28 protein-coding genes are annotated in these 24,543 nt (G+C 39.1%); 18 read left to right on the forward strand and 10 right to left on the reverse strand.

Annotated elements, in window-relative coordinates; genetic code table 11:
• The first annotated feature begins 132 nt into the window (after positions 1 to 132).
• The gene (locus AC106S_RS15135; protein ID WP_482440268.1) at positions 133 to 1,329 is read left to right on the forward strand and encodes a multidrug effflux MFS transporter; all 1,197 of its coding nucleotides are present in this window, start codon (positions 133 to 135) and stop codon (positions 1,327 to 1,329) included.
• 85 nt (positions 1,330 to 1,414) lie between these two features.
• On the opposite strand, the gene AC106S_RS15140 is transcribed toward AC106S_RS15135, so the two are convergent.
• The 4 genes from AC106S_RS15140 to AC106S_RS15155 all read right to left on the reverse strand — a co-directional run bounded on the left by AC106S_RS15140 (position 1,415) and on the right by AC106S_RS15155 (position 3,864).
• Positions 1,415 to 1,651: a hypothetical protein gene (locus tag AC106S_RS15140; RefSeq protein WP_482440269.1), complete on the reverse strand. Its 237-nt coding sequence runs from the start codon at positions 1,649 to 1,651 to the stop codon at positions 1,415 to 1,417.
• Positions 1,652 to 1,742: 91 nt separating this feature from the next.
• Entirely contained in the window at positions 1,743 to 2,312 is a 570-nt protein-coding gene (locus tag AC106S_RS15145) for an energy transducer TonB (protein ID WP_482440271.1), read from the reverse strand.
• A 5-nt stretch (positions 2,313 to 2,317) separates the two neighbouring features.
• Positions 2,318 to 3,565, reverse strand: coding sequence for a peptidase T (pepT, locus tag AC106S_RS15150; RefSeq protein WP_482440272.1), 1,248 nt, complete (start codon positions 3,563 to 3,565; stop codon positions 2,318 to 2,320).
• A 149-nt stretch (positions 3,566 to 3,714) separates the two neighbouring features.
• Positions 3,715 to 3,864, reverse strand: a complete 150-nt coding sequence (locus AC106S_RS15155; protein ID WP_482440273.1) for a hypothetical protein — start codon at positions 3,862 to 3,864, stop codon at positions 3,715 to 3,717.
• Between the two features lie 433 nt (positions 3,865 to 4,297).
• Between AC106S_RS15155 and AC106S_RS15160 the strand changes: the two genes are divergently transcribed.
• Both AC106S_RS15160 and AC106S_RS15165 read left to right on the forward strand, forming a co-directional pair.
• On the forward strand, positions 4,298 to 5,146 hold the full coding sequence (locus AC106S_RS15160; RefSeq protein WP_482440275.1) for a hydroxymethylglutaryl-CoA lyase: 849 nt from the start codon (positions 4,298 to 4,300) through the stop codon (positions 5,144 to 5,146).
• A 136-nt stretch (positions 5,147 to 5,282) separates the two neighbouring features.
• A complete protein-coding gene (locus AC106S_RS15165; protein ID WP_482440276.1) occupies positions 5,283 to 6,119 on the forward strand; it encodes a sulfurtransferase in 837 nt (278 codons plus the stop codon).
• A gap of 101 nt (positions 6,120 to 6,220) precedes the next feature.
• Here AC106S_RS15165 and AC106S_RS15170 read toward each other — a convergent pair whose 3' ends face one another.
• The 4 genes from AC106S_RS15170 to AC106S_RS15185 are packed head-to-tail and all read right to left on the reverse strand — an operon-like array spanning position 6,221 to position 8,123.
• A complete protein-coding gene (locus AC106S_RS15170; protein WP_482440278.1) occupies positions 6,221 to 6,547 on the reverse strand; it encodes an SUF system Fe-S cluster assembly protein in 327 nt (108 codons plus the stop codon).
• Between the two features lie 3 nt (positions 6,548 to 6,550).
• On the reverse strand, positions 6,551 to 7,252 hold the full coding sequence (locus AC106S_RS15175; RefSeq protein WP_482440280.1) for a 3'-5' exonuclease: 702 nt from the start codon (positions 7,250 to 7,252) through the stop codon (positions 6,551 to 6,553).
• A gap of 17 nt (positions 7,253 to 7,269) precedes the next feature.
• Positions 7,270 to 7,617 (reverse strand): tRNA-binding protein, encoded by a 348-nt coding sequence (locus AC106S_RS15180; protein ID WP_482440282.1) that lies wholly within the window; start codon positions 7,615 to 7,617, stop codon positions 7,270 to 7,272.
• Entirely contained in the window at positions 7,614 to 8,123 is a 510-nt protein-coding gene (locus AC106S_RS15185; protein WP_482440284.1) for a hypothetical protein, read from the reverse strand. The genes AC106S_RS15180 and AC106S_RS15185 overlap by 4 nt, the downstream gene beginning before the upstream one ends.
• 578 nt (positions 8,124 to 8,701) lie before the next feature.
• On the opposite strand from AC106S_RS15185, the gene AC106S_RS15190 reads away from it, so the two are divergent.
• The 11 genes from AC106S_RS15190 to AC106S_RS15240 all read left to right on the forward strand — a co-directional run bounded on the left by AC106S_RS15190 (position 8,702) and on the right by AC106S_RS15240 (position 18,710).
• The gene (locus AC106S_RS15190; RefSeq protein ID WP_482440285.1) at positions 8,702 to 9,574 is read left to right on the forward strand and encodes a helix-turn-helix domain-containing protein; all 873 of its coding nucleotides are present in this window, start codon (positions 8,702 to 8,704) and stop codon (positions 9,572 to 9,574) included.
• A gap of 706 nt (positions 9,575 to 10,280) precedes the next feature.
• Positions 10,281 to 11,861 (forward strand): tetratricopeptide repeat protein, encoded by a 1,581-nt coding sequence (locus AC106S_RS15195; RefSeq protein ID WP_482440287.1) that lies wholly within the window; start codon positions 10,281 to 10,283, stop codon positions 11,859 to 11,861.
• Between the two features lie 172 nt (positions 11,862 to 12,033).
• Positions 12,034 to 12,609 (forward strand): hypothetical protein, encoded by a 576-nt coding sequence (locus AC106S_RS15200; RefSeq protein WP_482440288.1) that lies wholly within the window; start codon positions 12,034 to 12,036, stop codon positions 12,607 to 12,609.
• A 101-nt stretch (positions 12,610 to 12,710) separates the two neighbouring features.
• Positions 12,711 to 15,560, forward strand: a complete 2,850-nt coding sequence (locus tag AC106S_RS15205; RefSeq protein ID WP_482440290.1) for a hypothetical protein — start codon at positions 12,711 to 12,713, stop codon at positions 15,558 to 15,560.
• A gap of 88 nt (positions 15,561 to 15,648) precedes the next feature.
• Positions 15,649 to 16,179 carry a hypothetical protein gene (locus AC106S_RS15210; RefSeq protein WP_482440294.1) on the forward strand — a complete coding sequence of 177 codons (531 nt, stop codon included), beginning with the start codon at positions 15,649 to 15,651 and terminating at the stop codon, positions 16,177 to 16,179.
• Positions 16,180 to 16,258: 79 nt separating this feature from the next.
• Complete coding sequence (locus AC106S_RS15215) at positions 16,259 to 16,711, forward strand: hypothetical protein (RefSeq protein ID WP_482440296.1); 453 nt, start codon at positions 16,259 to 16,261, stop codon at positions 16,709 to 16,711.
• Positions 16,701 to 17,147, forward strand: coding sequence for a transposase (locus tag AC106S_RS15220; RefSeq protein ID WP_482440298.1), 447 nt, complete (start codon positions 16,701 to 16,703; stop codon positions 17,145 to 17,147). Before AC106S_RS15215 ends, AC106S_RS15220 begins: the two co-directional genes overlap by 11 nt.
• Before the next feature lie 19 nt (positions 17,148 to 17,166).
• Positions 17,167 to 17,367, forward strand: coding sequence for a hypothetical protein (locus AC106S_RS15225; RefSeq protein WP_482440300.1), 201 nt, complete (start codon positions 17,167 to 17,169; stop codon positions 17,365 to 17,367).
• A 27-nt stretch (positions 17,368 to 17,394) separates the two neighbouring features.
• Positions 17,395 to 17,646: a hypothetical protein gene (locus AC106S_RS15230; RefSeq protein ID WP_482440302.1), complete on the forward strand. Its 252-nt coding sequence runs from the start codon at positions 17,395 to 17,397 to the stop codon at positions 17,644 to 17,646.
• Complete coding sequence (locus AC106S_RS15235; protein WP_482440303.1) at positions 17,603 to 17,992, forward strand: transposase; 390 nt, start codon at positions 17,603 to 17,605, stop codon at positions 17,990 to 17,992. Before AC106S_RS15230 ends, AC106S_RS15235 begins: the two co-directional genes overlap by 44 nt.
• 445 nt (positions 17,993 to 18,437) lie before the next feature.
• Complete coding sequence (locus AC106S_RS15240; protein ID WP_482440305.1) at positions 18,438 to 18,710, forward strand: hypothetical protein; 273 nt, start codon at positions 18,438 to 18,440, stop codon at positions 18,708 to 18,710.
• 191 nt (positions 18,711 to 18,901) lie between these two features.
• Here AC106S_RS15240 and AC106S_RS15245 read toward each other — a convergent pair whose 3' ends face one another.
• Positions 18,902 to 19,387: a hypothetical protein gene (locus AC106S_RS15245; protein ID WP_482440307.1), complete on the reverse strand. Its 486-nt coding sequence runs from the start codon at positions 19,385 to 19,387 to the stop codon at positions 18,902 to 18,904.
• Positions 19,388 to 19,730: 343 nt separating this feature from the next.
• Here AC106S_RS15245 and AC106S_RS15250 point away from each other — a divergent pair, with 343 nt between their 5' ends.
• The 4 genes from AC106S_RS15250 to AC106S_RS15265 all read left to right on the forward strand — a co-directional run bounded on the left by AC106S_RS15250 (position 19,731) and on the right by AC106S_RS15265 (position 23,325).
• On the forward strand, positions 19,731 to 20,312 hold the full coding sequence (locus tag AC106S_RS15250) for a DUF4840 domain-containing protein (protein WP_482440309.1): 582 nt from the start codon (positions 19,731 to 19,733) through the stop codon (positions 20,310 to 20,312).
• A gap of 85 nt (positions 20,313 to 20,397) precedes the next feature.
• On the forward strand, positions 20,398 to 20,964 hold the full coding sequence (locus tag AC106S_RS15255; RefSeq protein ID WP_482440310.1) for an RNA polymerase sigma factor: 567 nt from the start codon (positions 20,398 to 20,400) through the stop codon (positions 20,962 to 20,964).
• Positions 20,957 to 22,324: a porin family protein gene (locus AC106S_RS15260; protein ID WP_482440312.1), complete on the forward strand. Its 1,368-nt coding sequence runs from the start codon at positions 20,957 to 20,959 to the stop codon at positions 22,322 to 22,324. The genes AC106S_RS15255 and AC106S_RS15260 overlap by 8 nt, the downstream gene beginning before the upstream one ends.
• Positions 22,325 to 22,359: 35 nt before the next feature.
• Positions 22,360 to 23,325, forward strand: coding sequence for a T9SS type A sorting domain-containing protein (locus AC106S_RS15265; RefSeq protein WP_482440313.1), 966 nt, complete (start codon positions 22,360 to 22,362; stop codon positions 23,323 to 23,325).
• A 76-nt stretch (positions 23,326 to 23,401) separates the two neighbouring features.
• Here AC106S_RS15265 and AC106S_RS15270 read toward each other — a convergent pair whose 3' ends face one another.
• Positions 23,402 to 24,514, reverse strand: a complete 1,113-nt coding sequence (locus AC106S_RS15270) for a hypothetical protein (RefSeq protein WP_482440314.1) — start codon at positions 24,512 to 24,514, stop codon at positions 23,402 to 23,404.
• Positions 24,515 to 24,543 lie beyond the last annotated feature (29 nt).

Below are 24,543 nucleotides of genomic sequence, written 5' to 3' on the forward strand. Positions count from 1 at the left end.
TTATATTGATACGGTTGGGATAATAAATCCTCAGTTTGTGCTGGTCTTCCTTCAGTTCTTTTATTGAAAGCGTTTAATTTTTCAGGCAACTTTGCGTACAGAAAAAACGCCTGTGAAGGCTTATTGATTTTTATGAAGAATTTGAATATTGTGGTGTTTATTTTAGCACTGCTTAACACGCTTGAATCCCTGAGTATAGACCTGTATCTGCCTGCTTTCCCGAGCATGGCCCAAATTTTTAAAACCGATATCGGGCATATTCAGATCTCAATTTCCGTGTTTTTTGCAGGATTTGCCTTCGGGCAGCTGCTCTGGGGACCTTTATCTGATAAGAAGGGGCGTAAACCCATGCTGTACTGCGGATTGCTTCTTTTCATGGCCGGAACTGCCGCCATCTTTTTTACCGCCAATATTTATGTTTTGTGGATAATGCGTTTTCTTCAGGCTTTTGGAGGAAGTGCGGGCATTGTGATCGGAAGGGCTATTGTGATTGATCTGTATGATAAGCAGAAATCGGTGGCTATTTTTTCCCAGCAGTCCCAGATCAGTGGTATTGCTCCGATTATTGCTCCATTGCTGGGAAGTGTATTTCTGAAATTCTGGGGCTGGAACAGTTCATTTGCGTTCCTGGGTATATTGGGAATGATTACCTTGCTTATGGTCATCAGGTATATTCCCGAAACCAATTCCAAAATGACAATTCAGGATAAAACAGAAGATGAGAGGGGATTAAAAGAACAGTTGAAGTTCATCCTTTCCAATAAAGATTTCATCAGCAATACCATGATCGGAAGTATCGCTTTTGCCTCCCTGATCATTTATATCTCCAATGCACCTTTTCTGTTTATGAAACTTCATGGCTTCTCCAGCGGGGTATTCAGCCTGATATTCGGGTTCAATTCACTGGCTCTGATTACGGCGGCTTACCTTACTCCGAAGCTGATTAAGAGAGTGAAAGATACTAAGCTTCTGTTTATGGCTACCGTTTTACTGCTGTCAGTCTGCAGTCTTCATATCCTTATTGCAGCAGAAAACCTTCCGGTAGCTTTAGAAATCGGAATGCTGTATCTGTCGCTGCTTGCCATAGGAATCCTGTTCCCGATTACATCTGCCCACGCGTTGTCTCCGTTTAAAGAAGGAAGAGGAACTGCAGCGGCTGTGATGGGATTTATGCAGCTGATGGTGACTTTCCTGCTGTCAGGGCTGGCCGGTCTTTTAGAATCGGATTCTATCATTCCGATGGTAGTGATGCGGGCAGGAATTGCTCTGATTGCCGTGTGGTTTGGCTGGCGGGCCTTCAGTCCTGAAAAGCGTCTTAAAACGGCCTGAGAAATCAGTATAACAAGCCCGTAAACAAAAGAAGCTTTTAAAAAAACATGAAAAAACCGGAAGAATTTTCTCCCGGTTGATTTTTTTAATAAGGCTGCTCTTCACAGTTCTGTATCGGTTCGCAGCCTCCGCCTCCGCCACCTCCGCCAGGATTTCCGACAGATATGCAGGTTCCGGGATTTCCGTCATCAGCCATTTCGCAAGCCTTTCCAAAGCTGCAGTCGCAGTCAGACCAGCAATAGGCAGAGTCTCCGTTCATATGGCAGCCGCCTCCGCCGTTTCCAAGAATTAAAGTAAGGTCTTTTCTTAAAAGTTTTTTCATTGTTTTCATAATAAAAGTTTTGTTACTGATTGGTGATAAGGTAAATATAGCAAAAAAATAAACCCGCTGAATGTACAACGGGTTTTATATTTTACTGTTTAAGGTTCAGGTTTAAAGGAATTACTACGGCCGACAGAACCGGATTTCCGTTCACTTCAGCAGGTTTCCATTTCCCTTTATCTTTGATCTTGTAAAAAGCGGCTTCAATAAAAGTATTTACATCTTCATTGTTTCCTTTTACTTTAGGCTGAAAGACATTTCCTCTGGAATCTACGGCAAACCTTAAGGTCGCTTTATAAGAATCTGAAAGGAAATTCAGGAAAGACAGGTTTACCGCTTCATTTAAAAGTTTCTGAAATGCTGCTTTTCCGTTTTCATATTCTGCTTCCTTCGTTGGCTTTTGCGCGACAGGAGGCGGGACGTCCGTTATTCCTTTCTTTTCTTCCTCAGAAATCTTCTCTAAAGCATTTTCATAGGCTGAGATTTTCTCTTCGGTAAGAAGCCATTCCTGCTTGGTTCTTTCATCATTAGGCTTGGGGTATTTTTTATACAGAGCCTTGATTTTCCTGTCGTAGCGGGAATCTGCTTTCTGAAAAGCGGAAACCTGAGCGTGGCCGGCAGCAAAGATCAGCACAAACAGGAATGCAGAGAATCTTTTCATCAGAACTAAGCTTTTACAATGTTAATGATAACTTCTGTTGCTTTCTCCATACTTTCCAGGGCAACATATTCGTAAGGACCGTGGAAGTTGATTCCTCCGGCAAAAATATTCGGGCAGGGAAGTCCCATGTACGATAGCTGGGCTCCGTCGGTACCTCCTCTGATCGCTTTGATCTTAGGCTCAATACCCGCTTCTTTCATAGCTTTGGCGGCAAGATCCACAATGTGCATTTTTCCTTCGAACTGCTGCTTCATGTTTCTGTACTGTTCCTTGATCTCTATTTCCGCCGTTCCTTCACCATGCTTCCGGTTGAATTCAGCGATCTTTTCTTCCATGAATTTCTTTCTGGCTTCAAACTTATCAGCATCGTGATCACGGATGATATACTGAAGTTTCGCTTCGGAAATGTCAGCCGTGATGTCCATCAGGTGATAGAATCCGTCAAAACCTTTGGTAGTAGAAGGTGTTTCTCCCGCAGGAAGCATCTGGGCAAATTCTGCGGCCAAAAGAGCAGCATTGATCATTTTTCCATATGCGTAGCCCGGGTGTACACTAAGGCCGTGGATTTTTACAACGGCTCCTGCCGCATTGAAGTTTTCATATTCCAGTTCGCCTACTTCTCCGCCATCCATCGTATAGGCCCATTCCGCGCCGAACTTGGCTACATCAAATTTGTGTGCGCCTCTTCCGATCTCTTCATCCGGGGTAAATCCTACGGCAATTCTTCCGTGTTTGATTTCGGGGTGGGCGATCAGGTATTCCGCAGCGGTTACGATTTCCGCGCATCCTGCTTTGTCATCCGCTCCCAGAAGGGTATTTCCGTCCGTAGTGATCAGGGTCTGGCCGATATATTTTTTTAAGCTTTCAAATTTTGAAGGAGACAGGGTGAATCCTGTTGTCTGGTTGAGAAGAAGATCATTTCCGTCGTAATTTTCCCAAACCTGAGGTTTTACATTTTCTCCGCTGAAATCAGGAGATGTATCATAATGTGAAATAAAACCGATCACAGGTCTGTTATCATTTTCAAGATTGGAAGGCACATAGCCCATGATATAACCGTTGTCGTCTATCGAAACATCTTCCAGACCAATGGTCTTCAGTTCTTCAGTAATATATTTGGCAATATCCCACTGTCTCTCTGTTGAAGGTGTAGCTTCACTTTCCGCATCACTGGTTGAATATATTTTTACATAACTGAGAAAACGGTTCAGCAATTTCTCTTTCCACAATGGGTTAAATTCTATTGTACTCATCAGATATCATAAATTTGAACAAATATACAATGTAATTTGTTCATAATTTGTACGATTGCCGGGATATAATTGGGACAGTCTGTTTAAAAGAATATGATGTGATACGTAATTGATGTATTTTCCCGGAAAATTATTTTTTTTAATTTTCTTTATGAGCCTTTTATAAAGGTTTTTAGTAATAAAAATAGTACCAGCAGTAATAAGATCCAGCCCAGAATCTCTGCAACGGGTTTCAGCTTTTTCATCAGCTTATAGCCCAGAATGATTTTTTTCTGCTCTTTATCGTTATAATTATTCATCCCCGGTTTAATATGTGCTTTTTTTTGACAAATTTATATTATTTTCTCTGATAACAAGCTTTTTGTTTAATAAAATGTATGAATAGATAGGTATTTGAAAATTCGCTTTAAGTGAAATGATTAATTTGATTTATATTTTTAATTTTTTCATAAAATTTAATTCGCAAACTTCATAAAATCTCAATAATAATTAAAATGTTTTAAAATTAAATTTTCATTAAGTTTTAGAACAGATCATTGTGTCCTAGAGAAATCATGATAGAGTTTAAAATCAGAAATTCTCCCGTTTTGATCAGGTTATTTGTAATGAAATATAAAATATTGAATTTATAAATAGGATGTAAATACCTGGAAATCAAAATAATCTTAGATTTGTATGCCGTGTATATCAAATTATTTAGTTTTATTATATTTGAGAAAATCAAAAAGTACAATGTTTCTTACCGAATGTCCTAGAGATGCCATGCAGGGTTGGGGAGAGTTTATTCCTACCAACAAAAAAATAGACTATATCAATTCTCTGATGGAGGTTGGTTTTGATGTTCTGGACTGTCTGAGTTTTGTTTCTCCAAAAGCAATTCCTCAGATGGCTGATTCTGATGAGGTTGCTGAAAATATAGACAAATCCCTGTCCAATACTAAAGTTTCTGCTATTATCGGAAATTACAGGGGGGCGGAAAAAGCATTAAAACATTCTTCCGTAGATATCCTGGGCTTTCCGTTTTCTATTTCGGAGACATTTCAGCACAGGAATACCAACAAAAGTCAGGATGAAGCTTTTGAAGAAATCATTAAAATGCTGGAGTTGGTGAAAGGGGAAGGAAAACAGCTGAATATTTATTTTTCCATGGCTTTCGGAAATCCTTACGGCGAAATGTGGAAATGGGAAGATGTGGATTTCTGGGCAAAAAGATTTTCAGAAATCGGAGTTAAAGATGTTTTACTGTCTGATACAACGGGAGTTGCAACCCCGGAAACGATTGCTCTTTTATTTGAAAAAATCCCGTCCCGGTATCCTGAGATCAATTTTGGCGGGCATTTTCATAACCGGTATGAAGATTCTTATTCCAAACTGAAAGCTGCTTACGATAAAGGGTGCAGAAGGTTTGACAGTGCGATCAAAGGAATCGGAGGATGTCCGATGGCCAAAGATGATCTTGTGGGAAATATGCCGACAGAGCAGGTGATCAACTTCATGAGCGTTGAAAAAGCGGATCATAACCTGAATCTGCTGAATTTTGAAAGCTCCTATAATAAAGCGAAAGATATTTTTCATTTTTAAATGATAAAGATTCTTACGGATGGATCAGCGGTCTGTTTGATTCGTAAGATATAAAAGATAATCAGAAGCGGGCTTTGGTCCGCTTTAATGTATTAAAATACTGTTTAGAACATTTAATTAATCCCAACACAATCCAATGTCGCCAATCATCACATCATCCGAATTAAAAAGCCTTTCAACGGATAATCTCATCATTCTTGATGCCAGAGCCGGAAAAGATATGCATCAGAATTATCTGGAAAAGCATATTAAAGGAGCGCGTTTTATTGATCTCGATAAAGACCTTGCCGAAATAGGGGAAGATGCGGCTTTTGGAGGAAGGCATCCGCTTCCGTCTGTTGAAAAGTTTGCAGAAACACTTTCCATGCTTGGGCTGGCTGAAGATTCCCACATTGTTGTCTATGATGATAAAAATGGGGCCAATGCTGCCGCCAGAGCGTGGTGGATGTTAAGGTCATTCGGATTTGAAAAAGTGCAGGTTCTTGACGGAGGGATACAGTCTGCAGAGCAAAACGGAATTGAGTTTTCCTCTGGAGAGGAATCCTTTGGCAAAGCTCCGTCGATTCAAAGAAATCACTGGCTTTTACCTGTTGTAAACCTGGAAGATGTGGAGAAAGAGCTGGCAGACCGTTCCTCTACAATTATCGATGTGAGAGATGCGTACCGTTACAGAGGAGAATCCGAGCCGATTGATCTGGTGGCCGGGCATATTCCGGGAGCCATTAATATTCCTTTCTCGGAAAATCTTGATGAAAACGGGAATTTTCTGAAACCAGAAGTTTTAAAAGAAAAATATACAGAACTTTTGCAGGATAAACCGGGACACCTGATCATTCATTGCGGTTCCGGAGTTACTGCATGTCATACTATTTTAGCGATGGAGTATGCCGGATTGGGTATTCCGGATCTTTACGTGGGATCCTGGAGCGAGTGGAGCCGGAGAGCAGGAAAAGAAATCGGTAAGGATATTTAAAAACCAAAAAACCTCAGATCTGTTTCTGAGGTTTTTAATTTGTCGGATGGAAGCTGAAGATTTAGTCAGCCGGTAAAAGTGAATCGTTCCCTGCTTCAGAATTAAAGCATTCCCAGTTCAAATTTGGCTTCTTCGCTCATCATATCTTTGTTCCAGCTGGGCTCAAAAGTAAGCTCCAGGTCAACACTATTCACGTGTTCCACTTCTCCCACTTTATCTTTTACTTCCTGTGGCAGCGTTTCAGCAACCGGACAGTTTGGAGTGGTAAGGGTCATTATAATTTTTACGTCTGCGTCATCAGAGATCTGCACATCATACACCAGTCCTAATTCGTAAATGTCTACCGGAATTTCGGGGTCATATACGGATTTCAGCACCTTGATGATTTCCTCACCAATGTCAGCAATTTGATCGTCAGTAAATTTCATTTTTTAATCTAGATTGATATTCCTTTTCAACAAATCTTCCTGACGCATGCGCCGGAAAATATTTGCCAAAGTTAAGACATCTTTTTCACAATAGTCAACTATTCTCTGCAAGTCTTTTTCTATGTAGTAGATTGATGAAACCATTGAGCCGTCTATATCGTCTTTCGGAGTGGGGATTCCGAAAACGTGAGCCAGCAATTCCAGGGAGACAAAACTTTTGTAATCCCCGAATTTCCAGAGCTCCATTGTATCGATATGTGGAATTTCCCACGGTTTTTTTCCAAACATCTGGAAGGGTACGGGAGGAAGCATGCCATTGATCAGAAACCGTCTTGCAATCCACGGAAAATCAAACTCTTTTCCGTTGTGCGCACAAAGGATAACATCTCTAAGCCTCGGGCTGTTGAAAATTTCTCCGAACTCCTGAAGTATTTTCTTTTCATCATGTCCGGAAAAGCTTTTTATTTTCAGGGTTTCGTTTTTTTCAAGCATTCCTATGGTAATGCAGATGATCTTTCCGAATTCGGCCATAATACCGGCTCTTTCGTAAAACTCTTCTGCAGAAAACTCTTCTTTTCTCTGGAACTTCGTTTTTTTATCCCAGAGATGCTGTTCGGTTTCGGATAATTCGTTCCAGGATCCAGCCTGCGGAACCGTTTCTATATCAAGGAATAAGATTCTTTCTAATGGTATATTCTGTATCATAGGTGTTTTTTTATCATCTATCCTACCTGCATCCCGTTTTTTGTAGGCAGGGAGGGGCTTAAAAGGGTAACGTCTTTTTTATCTTCCCCATATAATCCCAGGACAAGACATTCACTGAAAAAGTTGGCAATCTGTTTTTTAGGGAAATTTACAACGGCTAAAATCTGCTTTCCTATCAATTCATCCTTTTGGTACAGGGATGTAATCTGTGCGGATGATTTTCTGATTCCCAAATCTCCGAAATCTATTTCCAGTTGGTAGGAAGGGTTTCTTGCTTTTTCAAAATCGTTCACTGAAAGTATGGTTCCGCAACGGATGTCTATTTTTTCAAAATCTGCCCAGGTGATGTCTGGTTTTATGTTCATGGTAGAGTGTTTATTAAATGTTCAACTTCTGTTTTCTGTTCTGCGTATTTCTGTTGGAGTTCTGAGCCTTCACCCATTCTTTTATAATATTCCAGAACTTTTCCTCCGAAGAATTTTTTATGAAAATCCGAGACATCCGGAATCTGTGGGAAAACTTGATGAAAAAGCATTTCATAATAAGCCTGAAATTCTCTTTCATTCCGGTCTTCTATTACCTGTCCGGGGGCTTTCTGGCGAACGTGGAGCATTTCATGGGCAATCATATTCAGGACAAGATTCAGCTCAAAATCAAACAGATTCCGGGGAATCATTACGGTTTGTGGTCCTCCCAGCTCTCCTTCTGCGGTAAGAAGCATTGAAGTTGGCGAAAGTTCCTGCCTGAATCCGAATCCGGCAAAGTTTTCATGTTCCAGATTAAAAGAGTGGATGAGATATTTGGCAGCATCCAGAATCTGGTCATGTTCTTTATAGGCCTCAAGGTGTAAATGGATCTGCTCAAAATTCATGTGAAATATGTTTTATAACAAATGTATTAAAATAACCTGATTTCAGACTAAGAAAGTTGTGTGAAATGGCTGTGCGGAAAGAGCAGGGCAGGAAATTATGGTAGATAACTTTCTATGGGGGATTAGAATGTATTCCAAAAATAAATGAAATTGAATTTCATTAAAAAAACAGAATGGTCTGTTCTCTTTTTCGTTTTTTTACCATTTTATTGCGGGTTTCTATCAACATCATGGTGGGGTAAAGAATTATCTTTGACCAATTTTTAGATTTCATAGAATTCACAGTCCATTCTATGTTTCTGATTTTTTATTTCTTGCATCTTACCGCAGCCTGCGGCCTAAGTTTATAGAAATATTTTTTTTTCATCAATTGTGTTTATTAAACCATATTTTTTATAAATATGGTTTTTTTGTTGGATACTATGAAGTTATTTCATGTTTTTTAATTGGTTGTAATAGGATGCTTTCATAAATCATTATGGTTTATAATATTAATTAAATACGTGTTATTTTAGAAAAAATATTATATTTATAGCGATTTATGTATAGAAAATTCTAAACATAAGATGACCACAGGGATGAAAGAATTTTTAATAGAACCTTTTTTACACGCAGAAAATAACCGGCAGTGCATTAATACGAAAGAGATTTCGGATTTGCTTATGCTCAGACCTGAGCAACTCCTGAAGCCCCATAAAGTATCGTTTTATGCGGTTAATTTTTATTGTGAGGGGGAAGGGAAGCATTCAGTTGACTTCAACTGCATTGATGTGAAGGAAAAGCATATGCTGTTTCTGTCCCGGAATCAGATTGCCCAGTTTCATGATCCTGTTTCCTATAAAGGCAGAGTGCTTATTTTTACAGAAGATTTTCTCTGCAGAAATAATATACAGACCCAGTTTTTTGGGCTCACCAACCTTTTTAACGATCCTTTGAAGCTGCCTTATGTTTGTGTGGAAAACCGATTTGATGAGCTGCTGTGTCTTTTTAATTTCATCAGTGAAGAGCTTTCGAGACCTTACAGTGAACTGCAGACTTCTATACTGAATAACTACCTGTTTAATATTCTGCTTATTGCAGATCAGATGTATAAGCCACAGGATGATATTCTGGATACCCATCCCTATAAACTCCTGGTTTCAAAGTTCAAGTCTTTTGTCAGTCAGAAACTGAACAGACAGTATACGATACAGGACATTACAGACCACCTGAATGTGAGTATAAGAACTTTGGAAAAGGCTTTTGTTGAAATAGAAAAAAGTACTCCTAAAAAATGGATGGCTGAGAGAATGATTCTGGAAATTAAAAGGAATCTGGCCTGTAAGGAATATAATATAAGTGAAGTGGCTTACGGGTTAGGATTTAATGAAGTGACTAATTTTACCAAGTTTTTTAAATCGAATACAGGTCTTACCCCCAGCCAGTTCAGAGAAAATCTGAGTTCTGTTTAAAGATTTATCAGCTGAAGTGTTTATTATTATCGTGAATTTGGGAATGTTTATAATTTGCTGTTAATCATTTGTTTGTATTGATGTTTTTAATTGTTTGTTCCTTAATTTGGTAAATATTACAGTTTAATTGTAAGGAAGAGAACTCTACTTTTGCACTGCAAGTTTATAAAGAGCTGCGATTCTAAAAAACAATGAATTGAAAAAAAATAGCAAAGAGGTCCCGGATCGGGGTTACTCTTTGCTTTTGTAAAGCGGGGATCTGGTACGAAGGATGTTCGCTTTTTTATCATTTTTATGCGTCTTTATATTAGGATGCCGGAAGTATGAAAATATAATTTTGTATTATCAGAAAATTTACCGGAAATAAAAATAAAAAATACAGCTAGTTTCTTTGAACAGAGGGTTTTAAAGAAAAAAAACATGAATTTAAATTTGAATAACTCCAATTATCAGGAGTAGAAATAAAAATATAAACACAACCTTATAACCAGAAAAAAATTATGAAACAAGACGCATCGGCTGTTATCGTACCTGTTTAATGAGCAGGTATGCATATAAACTCAGGCACTTCTGCCTCTTCAACCCTATTTGTTTAAAATTTTTCATTTCCGAAAATGATTAATGTTTTATTCCGGATTCATTATGTTTTTGGAATAAATGAGATTGATGTTTTTAACTGTCATTTTCCGACTATTAGTACACTTGGATGAATAAATTATTTCTACCTTTTGTTTTACTGCTGTGTATAGCTGTAAATGCCCAGGATACCCTGAAGTATAATACCATTTATACTAAAACCTATCTTGAGACCTCACAGAAAAACTTTAATCAGGCTGTAAAAACAGCTGATTCACTGTACAGTATATCTTCATCTCCTTATTTTAAGGTTAAAAGTCTGATGCTTCTGGCTTCGCTATATCAGCAGTCGGGAGATCTTAAAAAATCAATCAGTTATGCCCATAAAACTGAAGTTCTGCTTGAAGATACGGAAGATAATCTCTGGAAAGCCAAAGTTTCAGGCTTTTTAGCAACACAATACCGTTTACTGAGCCTGTACGGTCAGTCTAAAAAATATTCTCTGAAAACCTTCAATATCTGTGATAGGATAGAAAATAAGAAAGTGGCTGATATGACGCGGGGAATGGTGATGCAGGAGCTTGCTTACTATGAACAGGAACGCGAACAGTTCCGGAAATCAAATCAATATATTCTTAAAGCTCAGAACTATTTCAATAGATCCGGCCAGAAAACAGATTTTTTTTCAGCAAACAATGAGCAGCTTCTCGGGCTTAACTATTATTATATGAATGAGATGGATGAAGCCCTTATTCATTACCATAAAGCATTGGAGCTGTGCAAAGAATTTCCGGAAAGCCATATTACCGGGTTGGTTTATAATGGTCTTGCTCAGGTATGTATGGAGAAAGGAGATCTGAAAAATGCCAGAAAATATCTGGATCTCGCTGAAAAAATTTCAGAATCTTCAGGCTTCCTTCAGCTGAAAAATGCAGTGTACAAAACCGCTCAGGACTATTATCTTAAAACGGATGATCTGAGAAATCTGACGAAAATTACAGTAAAGAAAGATTTTGTAAATAAAAAGATCACTGAAAAAAGCAATGCTTTTATCAACGAATCTTATACGCAGCTTTATGAACAGAATAATAAAATATCTGAAGGCAGCTTCAGAAAAGATATCATCATTATTGCCGGAACGGTGCTGCTCGTTCTGATTATTACCGGATTTATGCTGTATACGAGAATAAAACATAAGAAAAACCTGCAACGGTTCAATGAAATCCTTGAACAGATCAATAAAGAAAGAAGTGCTGAAAATGTTTCCGTTAAAGAAACAGAGCCTTTTCCAAAAGACCAGGATGACCATGAAAGAAAAACTGACCAGGAATATTCTGTAACGATGACCACTGCCACGGAAAGAAAAATACTGATCAAACTATACGAGTTTGAAAGATCTGATATTTTTACCAATAATAATATTTCGCTTCCTTATCTGGCTTCTCTTTTTGAAACCAATACAAAATATCTGTCATTTATTATCAATACTCATAAGAAGAAAGATTTTAATAATTATATCAATGAACTCAGGGTGTATTATGTAATCAAGAAACTGAAAGTCAACCCTAAATACAGGAAGTATAAAATTGCAGTTCTTGCTGAGGAGGCCGGTTTTTCTTCTCAGAATAAATTTGCCACGATCTTCAAGAAAGTAACCACTATGTCTCCTTCTCTGTTTATAAAGCATCTTGAAGAAGAAAAGGTAAAATAACAGCCTGGGAACTTTATCATTTTGAGGAAAATGGTAACAGAATGCCTTTTAAAGCGGTTTTTAGTGCTTTATCTTTGTCCCTGTCAGAGGAGACTTATCTGATCATTGTACCGATCAAATCTCATAAGCTGCTTAATATCTGCAGCTGAAAAAATATTCTGACACAGGAATAATGAATATAAAAACACAAACAGATGTGCTGTCCGGTATACTTTCTTTAAGAAGGCAGATTATACTGTGCATTCTTATTCTGATCAGTGCTTCTTCAAAATTCCATGCATCATCTTATTCTTATGATGAACCGATAGAGGGTTCAGGAAAGAATGTAATATATGTAACCAAAGGTACAACTGTCTTTATCGGAGATCCCGATATAAAAATAAAGCAGGTCCTTATTTCCAAAGAAAATAAAAGAATAAAGGGCAGGCAGAGCAAAAGGCCGAAAACCGTAAAACCTTCAGGGAAAAACCGGGAGTTCAAAGAGACGGCCGGAGCCACAGCTATTTTATATTCCAAAAATTCCTCTTCAGGAAATGAACTGTTTGTTCCGGGACGAAAAGATCTCTTTTTTGTTGCTTCAACGGGAGAAGTCCAGATAAAATCAGCATTTCACAGATCTGTGGATGCCCTGTACGTCCGTCATTATTTATACAGATCCGGCATCGTTTCCGGTAGATTGGATAATCTGTTTCCGGAACATCACTTTTCTCAATCCCATGCGATAAGACCGCCTCCGTTTACTGTCTGATTTTTAACGGTTTAATTAAAATTTTCATGTTTCTTTTAAAGAAGCACAGGTTAGTTTATGCCTGAATCCGAAAAATGAACAAATAATAAACGATTGAATTAATGAAAAATAATATAAAGTATTATCTACAGTTTAGAACTGTCATAATTTTTGCATGCCTGTTGTGCAGCGGATTGCTTTTTGCTGATGGATCCAGGAATCTGTATCCGTCCGGAGCTACCGGTCTGCGGGCATTTTTGAGATCAAGTACCACAACCACAGACAGCTGGCCTTTTGCGAATGAAGGAACACATTATGTATATGCCACACCGGGAGAAATCATTACTCTGGCTTCAAGCGCACAGAACGGAGGAACCGGAAGAATACGTCTGTTTGCACCGGACGGAACACAGGTTGTTAACAATACTACCGGCGGACAGATTTCCAGCAGAAGTGCAGAACTTGCAGGACCGCAGCTTTCAGGCCAGACAGGAGGAAGCAGATATACCCCCATTTATCATTCTGTAACGCAGGAAGGTATTTACCGCGTTGAATTTGTAGCACGTGCAACATCGGATCCTTCAACAACAGTAAGTGCAGACAGCAACTGGACACAAAGCAGTACCAATGCGGGAATTGCAGCATGGGATGTATCGGTTATCAATACAGCCAATACAGGATTTGTGCAGGGACGTGTATATGCGAACATCCTGAATCTTTCCAACGGAACTTCTTCTGCAAATACTGACGGGTTTTACGGACTGGTATACGTACTTACAAAAGACGGATATACTTATAGGGTAAATAATAACGGGAATAATGGACTTTATTTCACTTTTTATGCGAATAACAACGGGTTTATAGATTCCACAACACAAAATCCTCTTTATAAAAGTCTTGACCAGTCAACGGCTGCCTTTTTAACAGGAAAAGCCCACAACCCGAATTCAGCGGATACTTCCAGGCATATCACCCATAAGCTGTTTTACAGCCTTCCTGCGACAGATTTACCGGAAACATCGTCCGGAGCTGTTCCGGGAGGATCTACCTGGCTTAAAAGCGCAGTGATTGTTCCTGATGTAACAGGACTTCAGCTGGTAGGAGTTGATGGAACCCCTGCACAGGTCAGCGGAAAAGGAGGATATATTAAATTTAGCGCAGGAACTCCCGGACAGTACAAAATTGTCATTCAAAGTACAGCAACACCGGCTGCTTTTGTAGCCCGCACCCTTACCGGTCCGTCTGTAACAGGAGTCAATTCTATTTTCTGGGATGGAAAAGACGGTGCCGGAAATTCACTGCCAACTGGTTCAATACCTGCAGAAGTAACCGTACAGCTTCAGGGAGCCGAAGTCCATTTCCCTTTCATGGATATGGAGTACAACAGGAACGGAACAATTATCCAGCTTCTGGATCATACCAATCTGAATAATGTGGTTTCAGATCTTGTTTACTGGAACGATACCGATATTCCTAACGGAAGCACCGGAACTTCTTCCAACCCTAAAAACAATACCCATCTGCCTCCGGTAAACAGTGCCGGAATCAGCAGTGCCAGCAACGGACATATCTGGGGAGTAGGAGGAACAGGAACCTCCGGGCTGTTCGGTGATGTAAGGTCAATTGATACATGGACATTCATTAAAGGAAATGCATCTACAATTGCTACGACTGTAGAAGTAAAAATTGCAGACTTAAAAGTATCTCAGGTAATACCTGATAAATCTGCGGTTTCAGCAGGAGAACAGCTTACCTATACGGTAAAAGTGAAGAATGATGGTCCAAGCGGTGTTACGGGAGCTCCGTTTACCTTTACGATTCCGCCTGGTCTTGATCCGCAGTCTTTTGTCTTTACAGCCAACGGATGTGGAAGTGAATCAGTGGCTATGACTTATAACCCGGCTACCCGTACCTATTCATCCTCACTGAATTTACCTAACGGATGTGAGATTACGTATAAATTTACAGTAACCGTTACAGCTTCTGCAACACCAGGAAACTTAACAGTAAAAACAGGGATCCTCCGTCCGAATGATGTCACTGACCCGGATGCTACCAACCCTAACCCGGCAGTTCCGCCTACCAATGCAGAATATGAATGTGCCAATAACGGTTTGGGAGGTAGTTGTAATAACTTGTTGGATAACAGCAATGTAATGTTCTCTCCGACACCTATCTGTACCGAAGATGTTCTGGGGAATGCATTCAGCACAGCAGATGGCGAGCCTGTGACCTTCTCCCAGCCGGCAACTGATTTCGGATTTGTATTCGATATTTATACGCTTGATAATTCTTTTAATCTTAACATTAACGGAACTCAGCTTGCCACACAGGAAATTCAGTTTTCTACGGGAGTTCCGAATATACGTTTTGCAGACGGATCTGTTTACGGATCAGGCGGAGTACCTGAAATCTGGCAGATCATAGGAACACCTTCAGCCCCTTCAGTTAGAGTTAGCATCAGTGCAACAGGAGCGGTAACACTGTTTGGAAGTAAAACTTCAGGAGGTCCTTTATTTCCTTTGGAGCTATATAACGGAGCAGTTTTTAATACGATAACCTGGAACGTAGCCGCTGCCAATATCGTTACGGCAACACAGGTAGTGGTAGGTCCAACTTATATGACCGGTTACGGATCCGGTAAGAAAATAGTGCCTTGCCACTGCATCAAACCGGGGGCAACAGGTACACCGGACAGCTATGCACAGATCGGAATCCTTACCAAACCGTCAATTACTGCTGCCAACTGGCCTAAAAATGTTCCGAACGGACAGCTTGTTCTGGATAGTGCCGGAAAAGGTCTGGTAATTACTCATATGACAACGGCTCAGAGAGATGCTTTGGTTGCCGTAGAAGGAATGGTGATTTACAATACAGATTTAAAATGCGTTCAGCTTTACAGGGGAACCGCTCCGGGAGTAGATACTTCCCGTACCGGATGGAACTGTATCAAAAGAGGCTGTAACGAATAATAACAGGTGATTGAGTTTTTAAAGATTGCCGGGATAGCGGAAAACAATATCCTGGCAGCTTTTTAATAATTAAAAAATGAAATTAGAAATGAAAAATATAATAATTACATCAATAGCCCTGTTCTCTGCTTCTTTAATGAGCAGTGTAAAGGCTCAGGTAGCATTTGGTAAAGACAATGTAACGAATCAGAGTGCACTTGTAGAATTTGGTCCCGGAAATAAAGGAATTATACTGCCTTCAGTGGCCTCGGCTTCAGGAGCAGCAGGAGGAACATTTATTTTTAATACAGCGGATAAAGCTGTGGAAGTATGGGAAGAGAAAAATAATAACAATGCCGGAGGCTGGACTTCACTTACCGATCAGGGGCAGGGTGTCCTTCATGCTCTTTCCAATACAGGAACAGACGCTTCCGCAACAGCAGGAGTGATTATCGGAGCTGCAACAACAAGTAAGCCGGGAACTTTGGTATTGGAATCTACAACAAAGGCAATGATTTTACCTGTTGTGGCCAATCCGCATCTGACCATGAAAAGCTCCGTGGCAGGAACTATGGTATATGACCCCGCTTCTGATATGCTGGCAGTATATGATGGAGCCAACTGGAGCTACTGGAAATAAAGAAATCATCAGTTTAGTTTTGAGCCGCAGAATGAGGGGTAGAAATAGTCCTCTTCTGCTGCTTTTACAAATTTCAGAAATGACAAAAATTAATAATTTTCATACAATGCAGACGGTCATGAAGGTTTTAACAGCCGTGATCTTTGTTATTTTTTTCGCCCTGGCCTGCACAAATTGGAATACAGCTGTCAAGGTTATCCTTTTTATAGCAGGAGCAGCCTTGCTGAGAATGTCTTTAAAGATTAAATGTATTGAATATGAATTTTCAGGAGAATGCATAACCATTAAAAAGTTTCATCCTTTTTACCAACGGAAAAAGATATCGCCTTTCGCTGAATTTCCGAGACAGTATCTCAGAGATTTCACCCTTGAAGAAAAACAGATGGTTTGCACCCTGGTTATCGTATTGGATACGGATAAGAGAAAAGGATTTAAAGTGAAACTTCAGATAGCCGGTTTTAATGACAGGCAAATGAAAGATCTTACAGACTCCCTGGAAACTATAAAAAAGATAAATAATAATGAACACTGATTTTAAAAATATCCATGTTGGAAAACTGGTAAAAAAGAGAGTAGCAGAATGTGAAATTGATACATTCAGAATATGCAGGTTTTTGAAATGTACAGAAGATGAGTTGAAAATCATGTACCAGCAGCAGGATATGCCCTCTGATCTGATGCTGAAGTGGAGTAAACTGCTGGAATATGACTTCTTCAGGGTATATTCCCAGCATCTGATACTTTATTCACCACCTGCTAATGCCAATCTGAGCCGGCTTGCAGAAAAGAAAAAAACTGACCTTCCGCAGTTCCGGAAAAATATTTATACAAAAGAGATCATAGACTTTATTATGGAACTGATCCTGACCGGAGAAAAAACAAGACATCAGGTGATAGAAGAATACAGAATCCCTAAGACCACGCTGTATAAATGGATGGATAAATACAGCAGTAAAGCGGCCAGTTAATTTTAAATACAGCTTAAATATGATACTCACTGAAATGATCCTGATTGGAAAAACAATAGAAGAAGCAGAGGAACTTGTAGGGCAGAGAACAGTAAGAATGTACAGTTCAAGGTATGCTTTTGAACTAAAACGCTATTGTTTCGGCATTTTAAAAAAACGGTTGCATATTTCTACCTGCAGAGGGATCATCTATGACTGCCATTTCAGAATTGATCTGTAAAATAATCCAATCAAAAATCAAGATTGTATGACGCCAGATAAGCGACTGTATGAAAAAGACTTTCTTTTGGGCTTCTCTAAAAAAGAAGTTGCTGAAGAACTTGGCCACGGCTTCAATTTTTTTCCGGATGATATCTGGTATTATGAAATAAAAAAAACATGGTGGGGAATGAAAACCGTTCTCTTCCTTATTTTCCGGAACGGAAAATTACAGCATAAAAGCATTAAGAAAGTATATGGAAAAATATATAAAACCAAATTACCGGAAAATCTACAATGATATCATCATCAGAAAATTCCCGGATAAAGAAGCAAAATGCAGATCTATCCTTGCCAAAAAAGAACTGTCTGCAATGGATATTATCAAACTGAATAATCTGATTTTCACTAAAGAAGTGACGCATAATAAACTTATCAGTACCCAAAAACACCGTTCATACGATAAGCAGACCATAATGGAGATCCTGAAGTATCAGAAAGAAAACGGAATGAATAACAGTGAGCTGGCCAGACATTTCAGCCTCAGCCGCAACTCTGTGGCGAAATGGAAAAAGATATTTTTAGGAGAAAACGGCTCCGGAAACAGAAATTCAGATAATGGTATTGTACAGATTATTCGAAGATAAGGTAATTTCAGGACGGATTATTTCAATTAATTCTTTGTCCGAGAATATCGGTTTTTTAATCATTTCTGATGAAGCGGGAGAACCCTTATATTATCAGAATTTTAATTATCAGAAAATTAAAATCGCTAAAAATGAAGAAGGAAAGTATTATCGGGTAAAAAAGAAAATTAAATATCAGCATCAACCGCTTCAAAGGGAGCGGTTTTCTTTTTTAATTAATTTCCGGTATCACCCGGGAGATAATAATATAGTTGAAATCAAAAGGCGCAAAAAGACTCTTAAACTTTAACCATTTTTATTAACGCTGAATAGAAAATCTGCGTCATCTGCAAGATCAGCGAGCGAATAAAATATCCATAAATTTGTGCAATCTAAGCGATCTGTGGGAAATTTTTTTAACCACAAAATAGAAAATACTACAAAATAAAAAAAGATCTTATTTAGTATGACAGATCAGGAAATAATAGAAAAAGCGACTAAGGCTTTAAAAACTTTAGGCTTATTAGGTGATTATAACAGTATTGGAGTATATAGAGATATAAATCCTATGATCCTGGAAATGAATCCGGAACATGAATTTCAGTATTCCGTCTATTTTAACTTTAACCCTCCTGTTCTTGGAACTGGGGCGGCCATAACAGTTGATAGGAAGACCAATAAGCTATTGGAGATTATCACTAAAAATGGGTTATACAAAGTCCCGGAAGAACTGCAGTAATTTTTACTGCTTTTGAAAATATTCAAAACTTTTAAATCAACCGGCATGATTTCCATGCCGGTTTTCTTTTTTCTAGCTTTAAGTTAGAGAAAATTTCAAGGAAGATGAATGAAAAAAAGACCGGCAGCCTTAAGCCTCCGGTCTTTAATAGTCCAAAAATATTTGATATTGATTTAGTTCAGAAGCAAAGCTTATTTTGCCACGTAGGTATAATTCTTATTATGGGTCTGTCCGGCTGCTACGGTCACTGTTAAATCAGTTTCCACACTTCCGCCGATCTCAGCTTTATACCTTACTGCAATAGGACCTCCGTCATGATTGGTAACATGGGCACTTAAATTCCCGAAATTAAAAGGTTTCACGGTTTCAAGAACATAGGTTTGGGTGGAACCGATGAAATCATCTGTTCCCAGGATAATATCATCTTCATTTCCCTGAACAGCCCCGTTTATTTTCCATACCGGAGCTCCGTACTGGCTGGCATCGTGGTTTCCTGCTGCTATTCCGAAATCTGCCTGGTCGTTGGAATCTGCCCCGCTCACCGTAATCGTCATTTTCATATTGACCTTCGCGTCAGAAGGGCTGTCATCATCTTTACTGCATGCAGCAGAGATGCTTCCTATAACGGCCAGACTGAGAAGACTGAAAATAATTTGTTTTGTCCTTTGCATTTTCATAATACTACTTTTTGAATGTTGATCCGGCAAATGTAGCACAGGATAGGCTGCCCGGGCAATACAGAAAAATCAGGATTTTGTTCTCCCTGAAATTAGGTAGAAACTATACGGAAAATATTTAAATGGCTTTGAAAATAAGGTAAGATATTCAGCCTTGTATAGCAAAAACAGGATCGTCAGCTTTATAAAGTGTAACTGGAATTAAATTTTATGTTTTGATAATCAGTTGATTATGTTTTTTTTATTGATTTTTTTTACAGTTTCATGCAAGATTTTCCAAAAACCGGATTTTACTAATGAGTACTCAAAATAAGGAATGTTTAATACAGAAAAAAATAATGGAATGAAGAATTTAATAGTACTTAAGTTTTTTGCGGCTATTTTAGCCGTAGGGGTAATTTTCACCCTTTTTAGCTCATGTCTTGATGACGGAGATGTAGAGATTCCCCCCGTAAAACTGGAGGATCTTAACGGGAACTACCGGGGAAGGCTGATTACGGTTCAGGGAATTTCCAGAACAGAAAAAGCAATAGAATTTAAATCGAAAAAGGACACCATACTTTTTACGGAATTTCCGGTAAGAGAAATTGTGAAATCAGTGGTAAAAGATCCTGTAAAAGCAGAAGCCGCTCTGGTTGCAATGGGAAAAGTGACCTATAAACTGAATTATTCCTCAGTATTGTATGCTGATAAAAATCTGATAGAGCTTACTTTTGACCCTAAAAAACTGGAATTAAAAATTCCTGTTGATGGAGTTGATAAAAATGTAATGGTTACCTTAACCGCTAAACAGAATGGGTACTTTGCAGGATTGGACAGGTCGCTGAGATTTGGCCTGGCTGCTGAAAAAATTACCGTTGACGGAATAGACTTGAATCCATATGATATCATTTATTATAATTTCCCCTATAATCTGAAGTATTAACAGAAACCGTAAACAGATAGATGATGTTTAAAAGATCCATTCTATTTTTGCAGTATCATTTAAAAGCCGGACGCTTTAGTCATACATGAAAAAAAACAAGGAGCAGATTTTGATTAACCGCCTTCTGATAAAAGAAGAAGCTGCCTGGAAAGAGCTTTTCGGAACCTATTCCGGAAGCCTTGCAGGGGTCTGCTCCAGATATATTGTGGAAAAAGATGATGTAAGAGATATTCTGCAGAACAGTTTTATCAAAATGTTCCGGTCCATAGAAACATTTGAATACCGTGGAGAAGGATCGCTGAAAGCCTGGATGATAAGGATTGTCATAAATGAAGCCCTGAAGCTGATCCGGGATAATGCCGGTTTCCAGACTGTAACCCGGACCTTTGATTTTCCTGATTTAGAAGATAATGAAGAACCTGATTTTGAAGAAATTCCACAGGAAGAGGTTATGAAAATGATACAGGCACTGCCGAAGGGTTACAGAACCGTTTTTAACCTGTATGTATTTGAAAAGAAAAGCCATAAAGAGATTGCCGGGCTTCTGGGAATAGCAGAAAATTCTTCAGCTTCGCAATTTCACAGGGCCAAAGGAATACTGGTCCGGCAAATTAAAGAATTTAAAATGACCAAAAAAGCACAATATGAATAACCGGTGGCTCAATGATCTGCGCAGCAGGATGGAAGACCATGAAGAGGATGTTCCGGACGGGCTGTGGGAAGATATCAGGGATGAGTTGTTCTCAGAAAATAATGAGAATATAATTCCCCCTGTCAATCTGAATTCAGATTCAGAGAACATCACTGAAAGAGAACCGGCTTCTGCGGAGAGGAATAAAACGTGGCTATACCGTATGGCTGGAATTGCAGCAGCCGTAGTTCTGTTATTCTTTACCGGAAAACTGCTGCTGGATATGAATGCCGATACAACAGGTCTTAAACATATGACCCATTCCGGAAAGAAAGATCAGATGAAGGATTACGCAAGAAAAGCAGAACATTCTGAAGCTGCGGATATCAACAGGGCGGCTCCGGCAATAAATATAGGTGCAAAAGGACTGATCACAGGGAAAAGTATTGCTGAAAAAATCCTGAAAGAGTCTTTTGCGAACAGTGTCAATACTGAAAGATCAGGAGAGAAAAACAATGTTTTGGAAGTGGGGATCATACAGCACAAAGAAAATCCTGATCAGGCTTACGCGATCAACCCGAAAGAAGAAAAAGCGGAAGAACTCTCTGCTTTGGATGAAAAAGACCTGCCGGAGAAATATGCGGACCTGAGTAAGCCCGGTTCTGTGAAGAAAGGTAGAGGAGGATCATGGATGCTGAGTATGCTGACAGGAAATGCCTCTTCAAACTCTTCCGTGCAGCAGTTCCCTGGATATGCGTCTATGAGCGGAAGTCCAATGGCTGTTGATGAGGTTTGGAGTGCCACAACCATTGACCAGGATCCGCTTACTGAGATTTTACTGGCCAATCAGAGCAAAGAGGTAGAAGCAAAGATAAGACATAAGATTCCGGTTACTTTCGGCCTTTCCCTGTATTATAATCTTGGGAAAAGATGGGGCATTGGAACAGGGATCAGCTATACCAAGCTTTCGTCTGAACTTCATTCCGGGACAGGTTCCAATTATATAAAAGGAGATCAGACAATTCATTATATCGGTATTCCGGTGCAGGTGAACTATAATGTGGTAAAAAAAGGACGGTTTACAGGATATATTACAGGAGGAATGCTTGCCGAAAAACCGGTGGCAGGAAACCTTAAAACAAAATATATTGTCAATGACGAAGTAAAAGAAACCACGGAAGAGCGCCTGAACTCAAAACCCATGCAGTTCTCAGTGAATACAGCAGCCGGAATTCAGCTGAAAGTGATTGATAAATTCGGAATATATGCAGAGCCGGGAATCGGTTACCATTTTAAAGATCATAACGGACTTAACACCATTTATAAAGAAAAACCCTTACAGTTCAATGTGAAATTCGGGATCAGACTGTTGCTGGACTGACCTGTTATAATGCATCAACCCTTAACGATTTATATATGAAAGTAAAACTTATGTTTTTGGCTTTTCTATTCATCAGTGCCCTGAATATAAAAGCCCAGTGTAACCCTACCATTACCAGTCCGAGGCTTGGAGTGAAATTTCCGGACAAAATTTTATTCTGTAACACAGAAAATGAAGTCCTTTCTACCCAGACATTTGATACCTATCAGTGGTACAGACAGGAATGGACCTGGCAGTCTCCCAATACAAATCCCTGGGGGCCTATTCCCGGAGAAACTTCACAAACCCTCACAATCAATGGAAATGATGATCAGCTTTATTATTTTAAAGTGGCTGTAACGCGGGGAAGCTGTTCAGCAGAAAGCCCGGCGATAATGGCAGACGGATTTGTATACGGGCTTCCTTCCATGATCACCACATTCACACCCGGAACCTTTGAGCAGATAGGAGACGGGGAATTCAACATCTGTGCAGGAGCATCTGTACAGTTCAGCAATGCATTTCCTGTGGTATACGGAACCCATACCTGGTATAAATGTATTCCAGGCATAGCACCGCCTTCCATAGGAGACGAATGTGTGATTGCAGGAGTTACGGGAGATTCCTATACCGCTACACAATCTGGGGAGTATGGGTTTTATGCCTGTACGGAGTACTGCCCGGATCAGTGTGAATTTTTAGGAACGGCTTCATTTGTCAAACTGAACTTCGGAAATTTTGAGTTCTGCGAAAACCTGGCAACAGGAGAAACCAAAACGAAAGACAGCCACCTGAAGATCTATCCGAATCCTGCTGCACAGTTCCTGTATATAGGAAAAGAATCAGATAAAACGTATACTGAAGTTTCTGTTATCGATGTATCCGGAAAAGTGGTTCTGAAGAAAAACGGACATCAGTACAACGAAGCTATTGACGTTAGCAGGCTGGTTCCCGGGAATTATTTCGTTATTTCCACGGATGCCAAAGGAAATATCTACAAAAATAAGTTCATCAAAAAATAAAAGATCATCATGATCATCCTGAGTTAGTTTTTTTATGCTTGATAAGCCGGTACATCCCGCACCGGCTTATTTTTATTTAAAATATTCTGTAACTGATTCCAAGCCAGAATCCGCCTTTCAGAACTTTTTTATAGGAGATCTCAGGCTGCTCTGCATATTCTTTATCCTGCTGTAATTTATCAGATAAAACTTCTTTAAAAGCCCAGTTGTAGCCTGCATTAAAAGTAATATTATTAGTCATAAAGGTTCCTCCGATCAGAAACCTGAGCTGTGTATCCAGATCGATCCCTGCTCCGGCATTAAAGCCTATTTTAGTTGTTGAATCCTTGAAGCTATACAGGAGATGAGCTAAAGTCATGACCCCCAAAGACATTTTGCCCCGGTCTTCTTCCCCGATGGTATAGGCATTATTTGCATTTTTATCCGATACATAATACTTACTGTTGACGGGAGCGGCAAGGAACAGCCCGGAACTGAAGTAAGCCTTAAATTTACTTTTTGATGTGAAGGTTGTCACATCTTTCTTTTCAGAGTTCTTAATTGAAGTATCTTCAGGCGGGGTAAAGGTAAGCTCAAAAGTATAATCGGTACCGGCGGTTGTAAATTTTCCCAAATCCATTGTTGAATGTTTCTCATAAACAAAATAGGAAACATCATTCATAAGAGTGTTGAGTTTTTGAACGTCTGTAAAGTCGTAAGATGAAGGCGTATCAGAGTTTTGATAAGCCGCCAACAGTGTATTTTCTTTTTTGAAATTTCCGATAACAGTCTTTATATCTTTCGAAAAATAGGAGTTTTTCAATAAAGCATCTATTAATATTGCCTTATTATAAAGTTTTTTAAAGGCTAAATCTTTTTCTCTTCCCTGCGTGATTGGATGATCAGGAGTAAAATCTCCGGATATTGCCTTTCGGATAAAATCAAAAATTTCTTTGATCTTATCCTGCTGCTTGATCTGCAGTGATATTTTATAGTAAAAAGGATTAATATTAACCATTTTCAGCTGATACTCAGTATTATTCTTAAGCTCAGAAGGAATGGGTGTTAATTCTTTGGGCTCGGGATTCGGATTATCAGTGTTGTTCACAAAATAGCCGGATCTTTCAAAATCATAATAAATGGTGTTTTTTTGGGAATAAAATATGCTGTACACGCATAGGAGCAGCATCAATAAAATTTTAGTTTTCATGACAGAGGTATTTAGTATTACAAATTTTG

It is taken from the genome of Chryseobacterium sp. FR054 (genome assembly GCF_056844565.1).

Bases quoted from the DNA above. Each gene is read 5' to 3' on its own strand.
- AC106S_RS15260 (WP_482440312.1), top strand. From the start codon at position 20,957: ATGAATAACCGGTGGCTCAATGATCTGCGCAGCAGGATGGAAGACCAT.
- AC106S_RS15200 (WP_482440288.1), top strand. From the start codon at position 12,034: ATGAATATAAAAACACAAACAGATGTGCTGTCCGGTATACTTTCTTTA.
- AC106S_RS15155 (WP_482440273.1), bottom strand. From the start codon at position 3,864: ATGAATAATTATAACGATAAAGAGCAGAAAAAAATCATTCTGGGCTAT.
- AC106S_RS15185 (WP_482440284.1), bottom strand. From the start codon at position 8,123: ATGAATTTTGAGCAGATCCATTTACACCTTGAGGCCTATAAAGAACAT.
- AC106S_RS15165 (WP_482440276.1), top strand. From the start codon at position 5,283: ATGTCGCCAATCATCACATCATCCGAATTAAAAAGCCTTTCAACGGAT.
- AC106S_RS15230 (WP_482440302.1), top strand. From the start codon at position 17,395: ATGACGCCAGATAAGCGACTGTATGAAAAAGACTTTCTTTTGGGCTTC.
- AC106S_RS15175 (WP_482440280.1), bottom strand. From the start codon at position 7,252: ATGATACAGAATATACCATTAGAAAGAATCTTATTCCTTGATATAGAA.
- AC106S_RS15205 (WP_482440290.1), top strand. From the start codon at position 12,711: ATGAAAAATAATATAAAGTATTATCTACAGTTTAGAACTGTCATAATT.
- pepT (WP_482440272.1), bottom strand. From the start codon at position 3,565: ATGAGTACAATAGAATTTAACCCATTGTGGAAAGAGAAATTGCTGAAC.
- AC106S_RS15245 (WP_482440307.1), bottom strand. From the start codon at position 19,387: ATGAAAATGCAAAGGACAAAACAAATTATTTTCAGTCTTCTCAGTCTG.
- AC106S_RS15145 (WP_482440271.1), bottom strand. From the start codon at position 2,312: ATGAAAAGATTCTCTGCATTCCTGTTTGTGCTGATCTTTGCTGCCGGC.
- AC106S_RS15265 (WP_482440313.1), top strand. From the start codon at position 22,360: ATGAAAGTAAAACTTATGTTTTTGGCTTTTCTATTCATCAGTGCCCTG.
- AC106S_RS15220 (WP_482440298.1), top strand. From the start codon at position 16,701: ATGAACACTGATTTTAAAAATATCCATGTTGGAAAACTGGTAAAAAAG.
- AC106S_RS15190 (WP_482440285.1), top strand. From the start codon at position 8,702: ATGAAAGAATTTTTAATAGAACCTTTTTTACACGCAGAAAATAACCGG.
- AC106S_RS15160 (WP_482440275.1), top strand. From the start codon at position 4,298: ATGTTTCTTACCGAATGTCCTAGAGATGCCATGCAGGGTTGGGGAGAG.
- AC106S_RS15270 (WP_482440314.1), bottom strand. From the start codon at position 24,514: ATGAAAACTAAAATTTTATTGATGCTGCTCCTATGCGTGTACAGCATA.
- AC106S_RS15210 (WP_482440294.1), top strand. From the start codon at position 15,649: ATGAAAAATATAATAATTACATCAATAGCCCTGTTCTCTGCTTCTTTA.
- AC106S_RS15140 (WP_482440269.1), bottom strand. From the start codon at position 1,651: ATGAAAAAACTTTTAAGAAAAGACCTTACTTTAATTCTTGGAAACGGC.
- AC106S_RS15215 (WP_482440296.1), top strand. From the start codon at position 16,259: ATGACAAAAATTAATAATTTTCATACAATGCAGACGGTCATGAAGGTT.
- AC106S_RS15240 (WP_482440305.1), top strand. From the start codon at position 18,438: ATGACAGATCAGGAAATAATAGAAAAAGCGACTAAGGCTTTAAAAACT.
- AC106S_RS15195 (WP_482440287.1), top strand. From the start codon at position 10,281: ATGAATAAATTATTTCTACCTTTTGTTTTACTGCTGTGTATAGCTGTA.
- AC106S_RS15170 (WP_482440278.1), bottom strand. From the start codon at position 6,547: ATGAAATTTACTGACGATCAAATTGCTGACATTGGTGAGGAAATCATC.
- AC106S_RS15225 (WP_482440300.1), top strand. From the start codon at position 17,167: ATGATACTCACTGAAATGATCCTGATTGGAAAAACAATAGAAGAAGCA.
- AC106S_RS15235 (WP_482440303.1), top strand. From the start codon at position 17,603: ATGGAAAAATATATAAAACCAAATTACCGGAAAATCTACAATGATATC.
- AC106S_RS15135 (WP_482440268.1), top strand. From the start codon at position 133: ATGAAGAATTTGAATATTGTGGTGTTTATTTTAGCACTGCTTAACACG.
- AC106S_RS15250 (WP_482440309.1), top strand. From the start codon at position 19,731: ATGAAGAATTTAATAGTACTTAAGTTTTTTGCGGCTATTTTAGCCGTA.
- AC106S_RS15255 (WP_482440310.1), top strand. From the start codon at position 20,398: ATGAAAAAAAACAAGGAGCAGATTTTGATTAACCGCCTTCTGATAAAA.
- AC106S_RS15180 (WP_482440282.1), bottom strand. From the start codon at position 7,617: ATGAACATAAAACCAGACATCACCTGGGCAGATTTTGAAAAAATAGAC.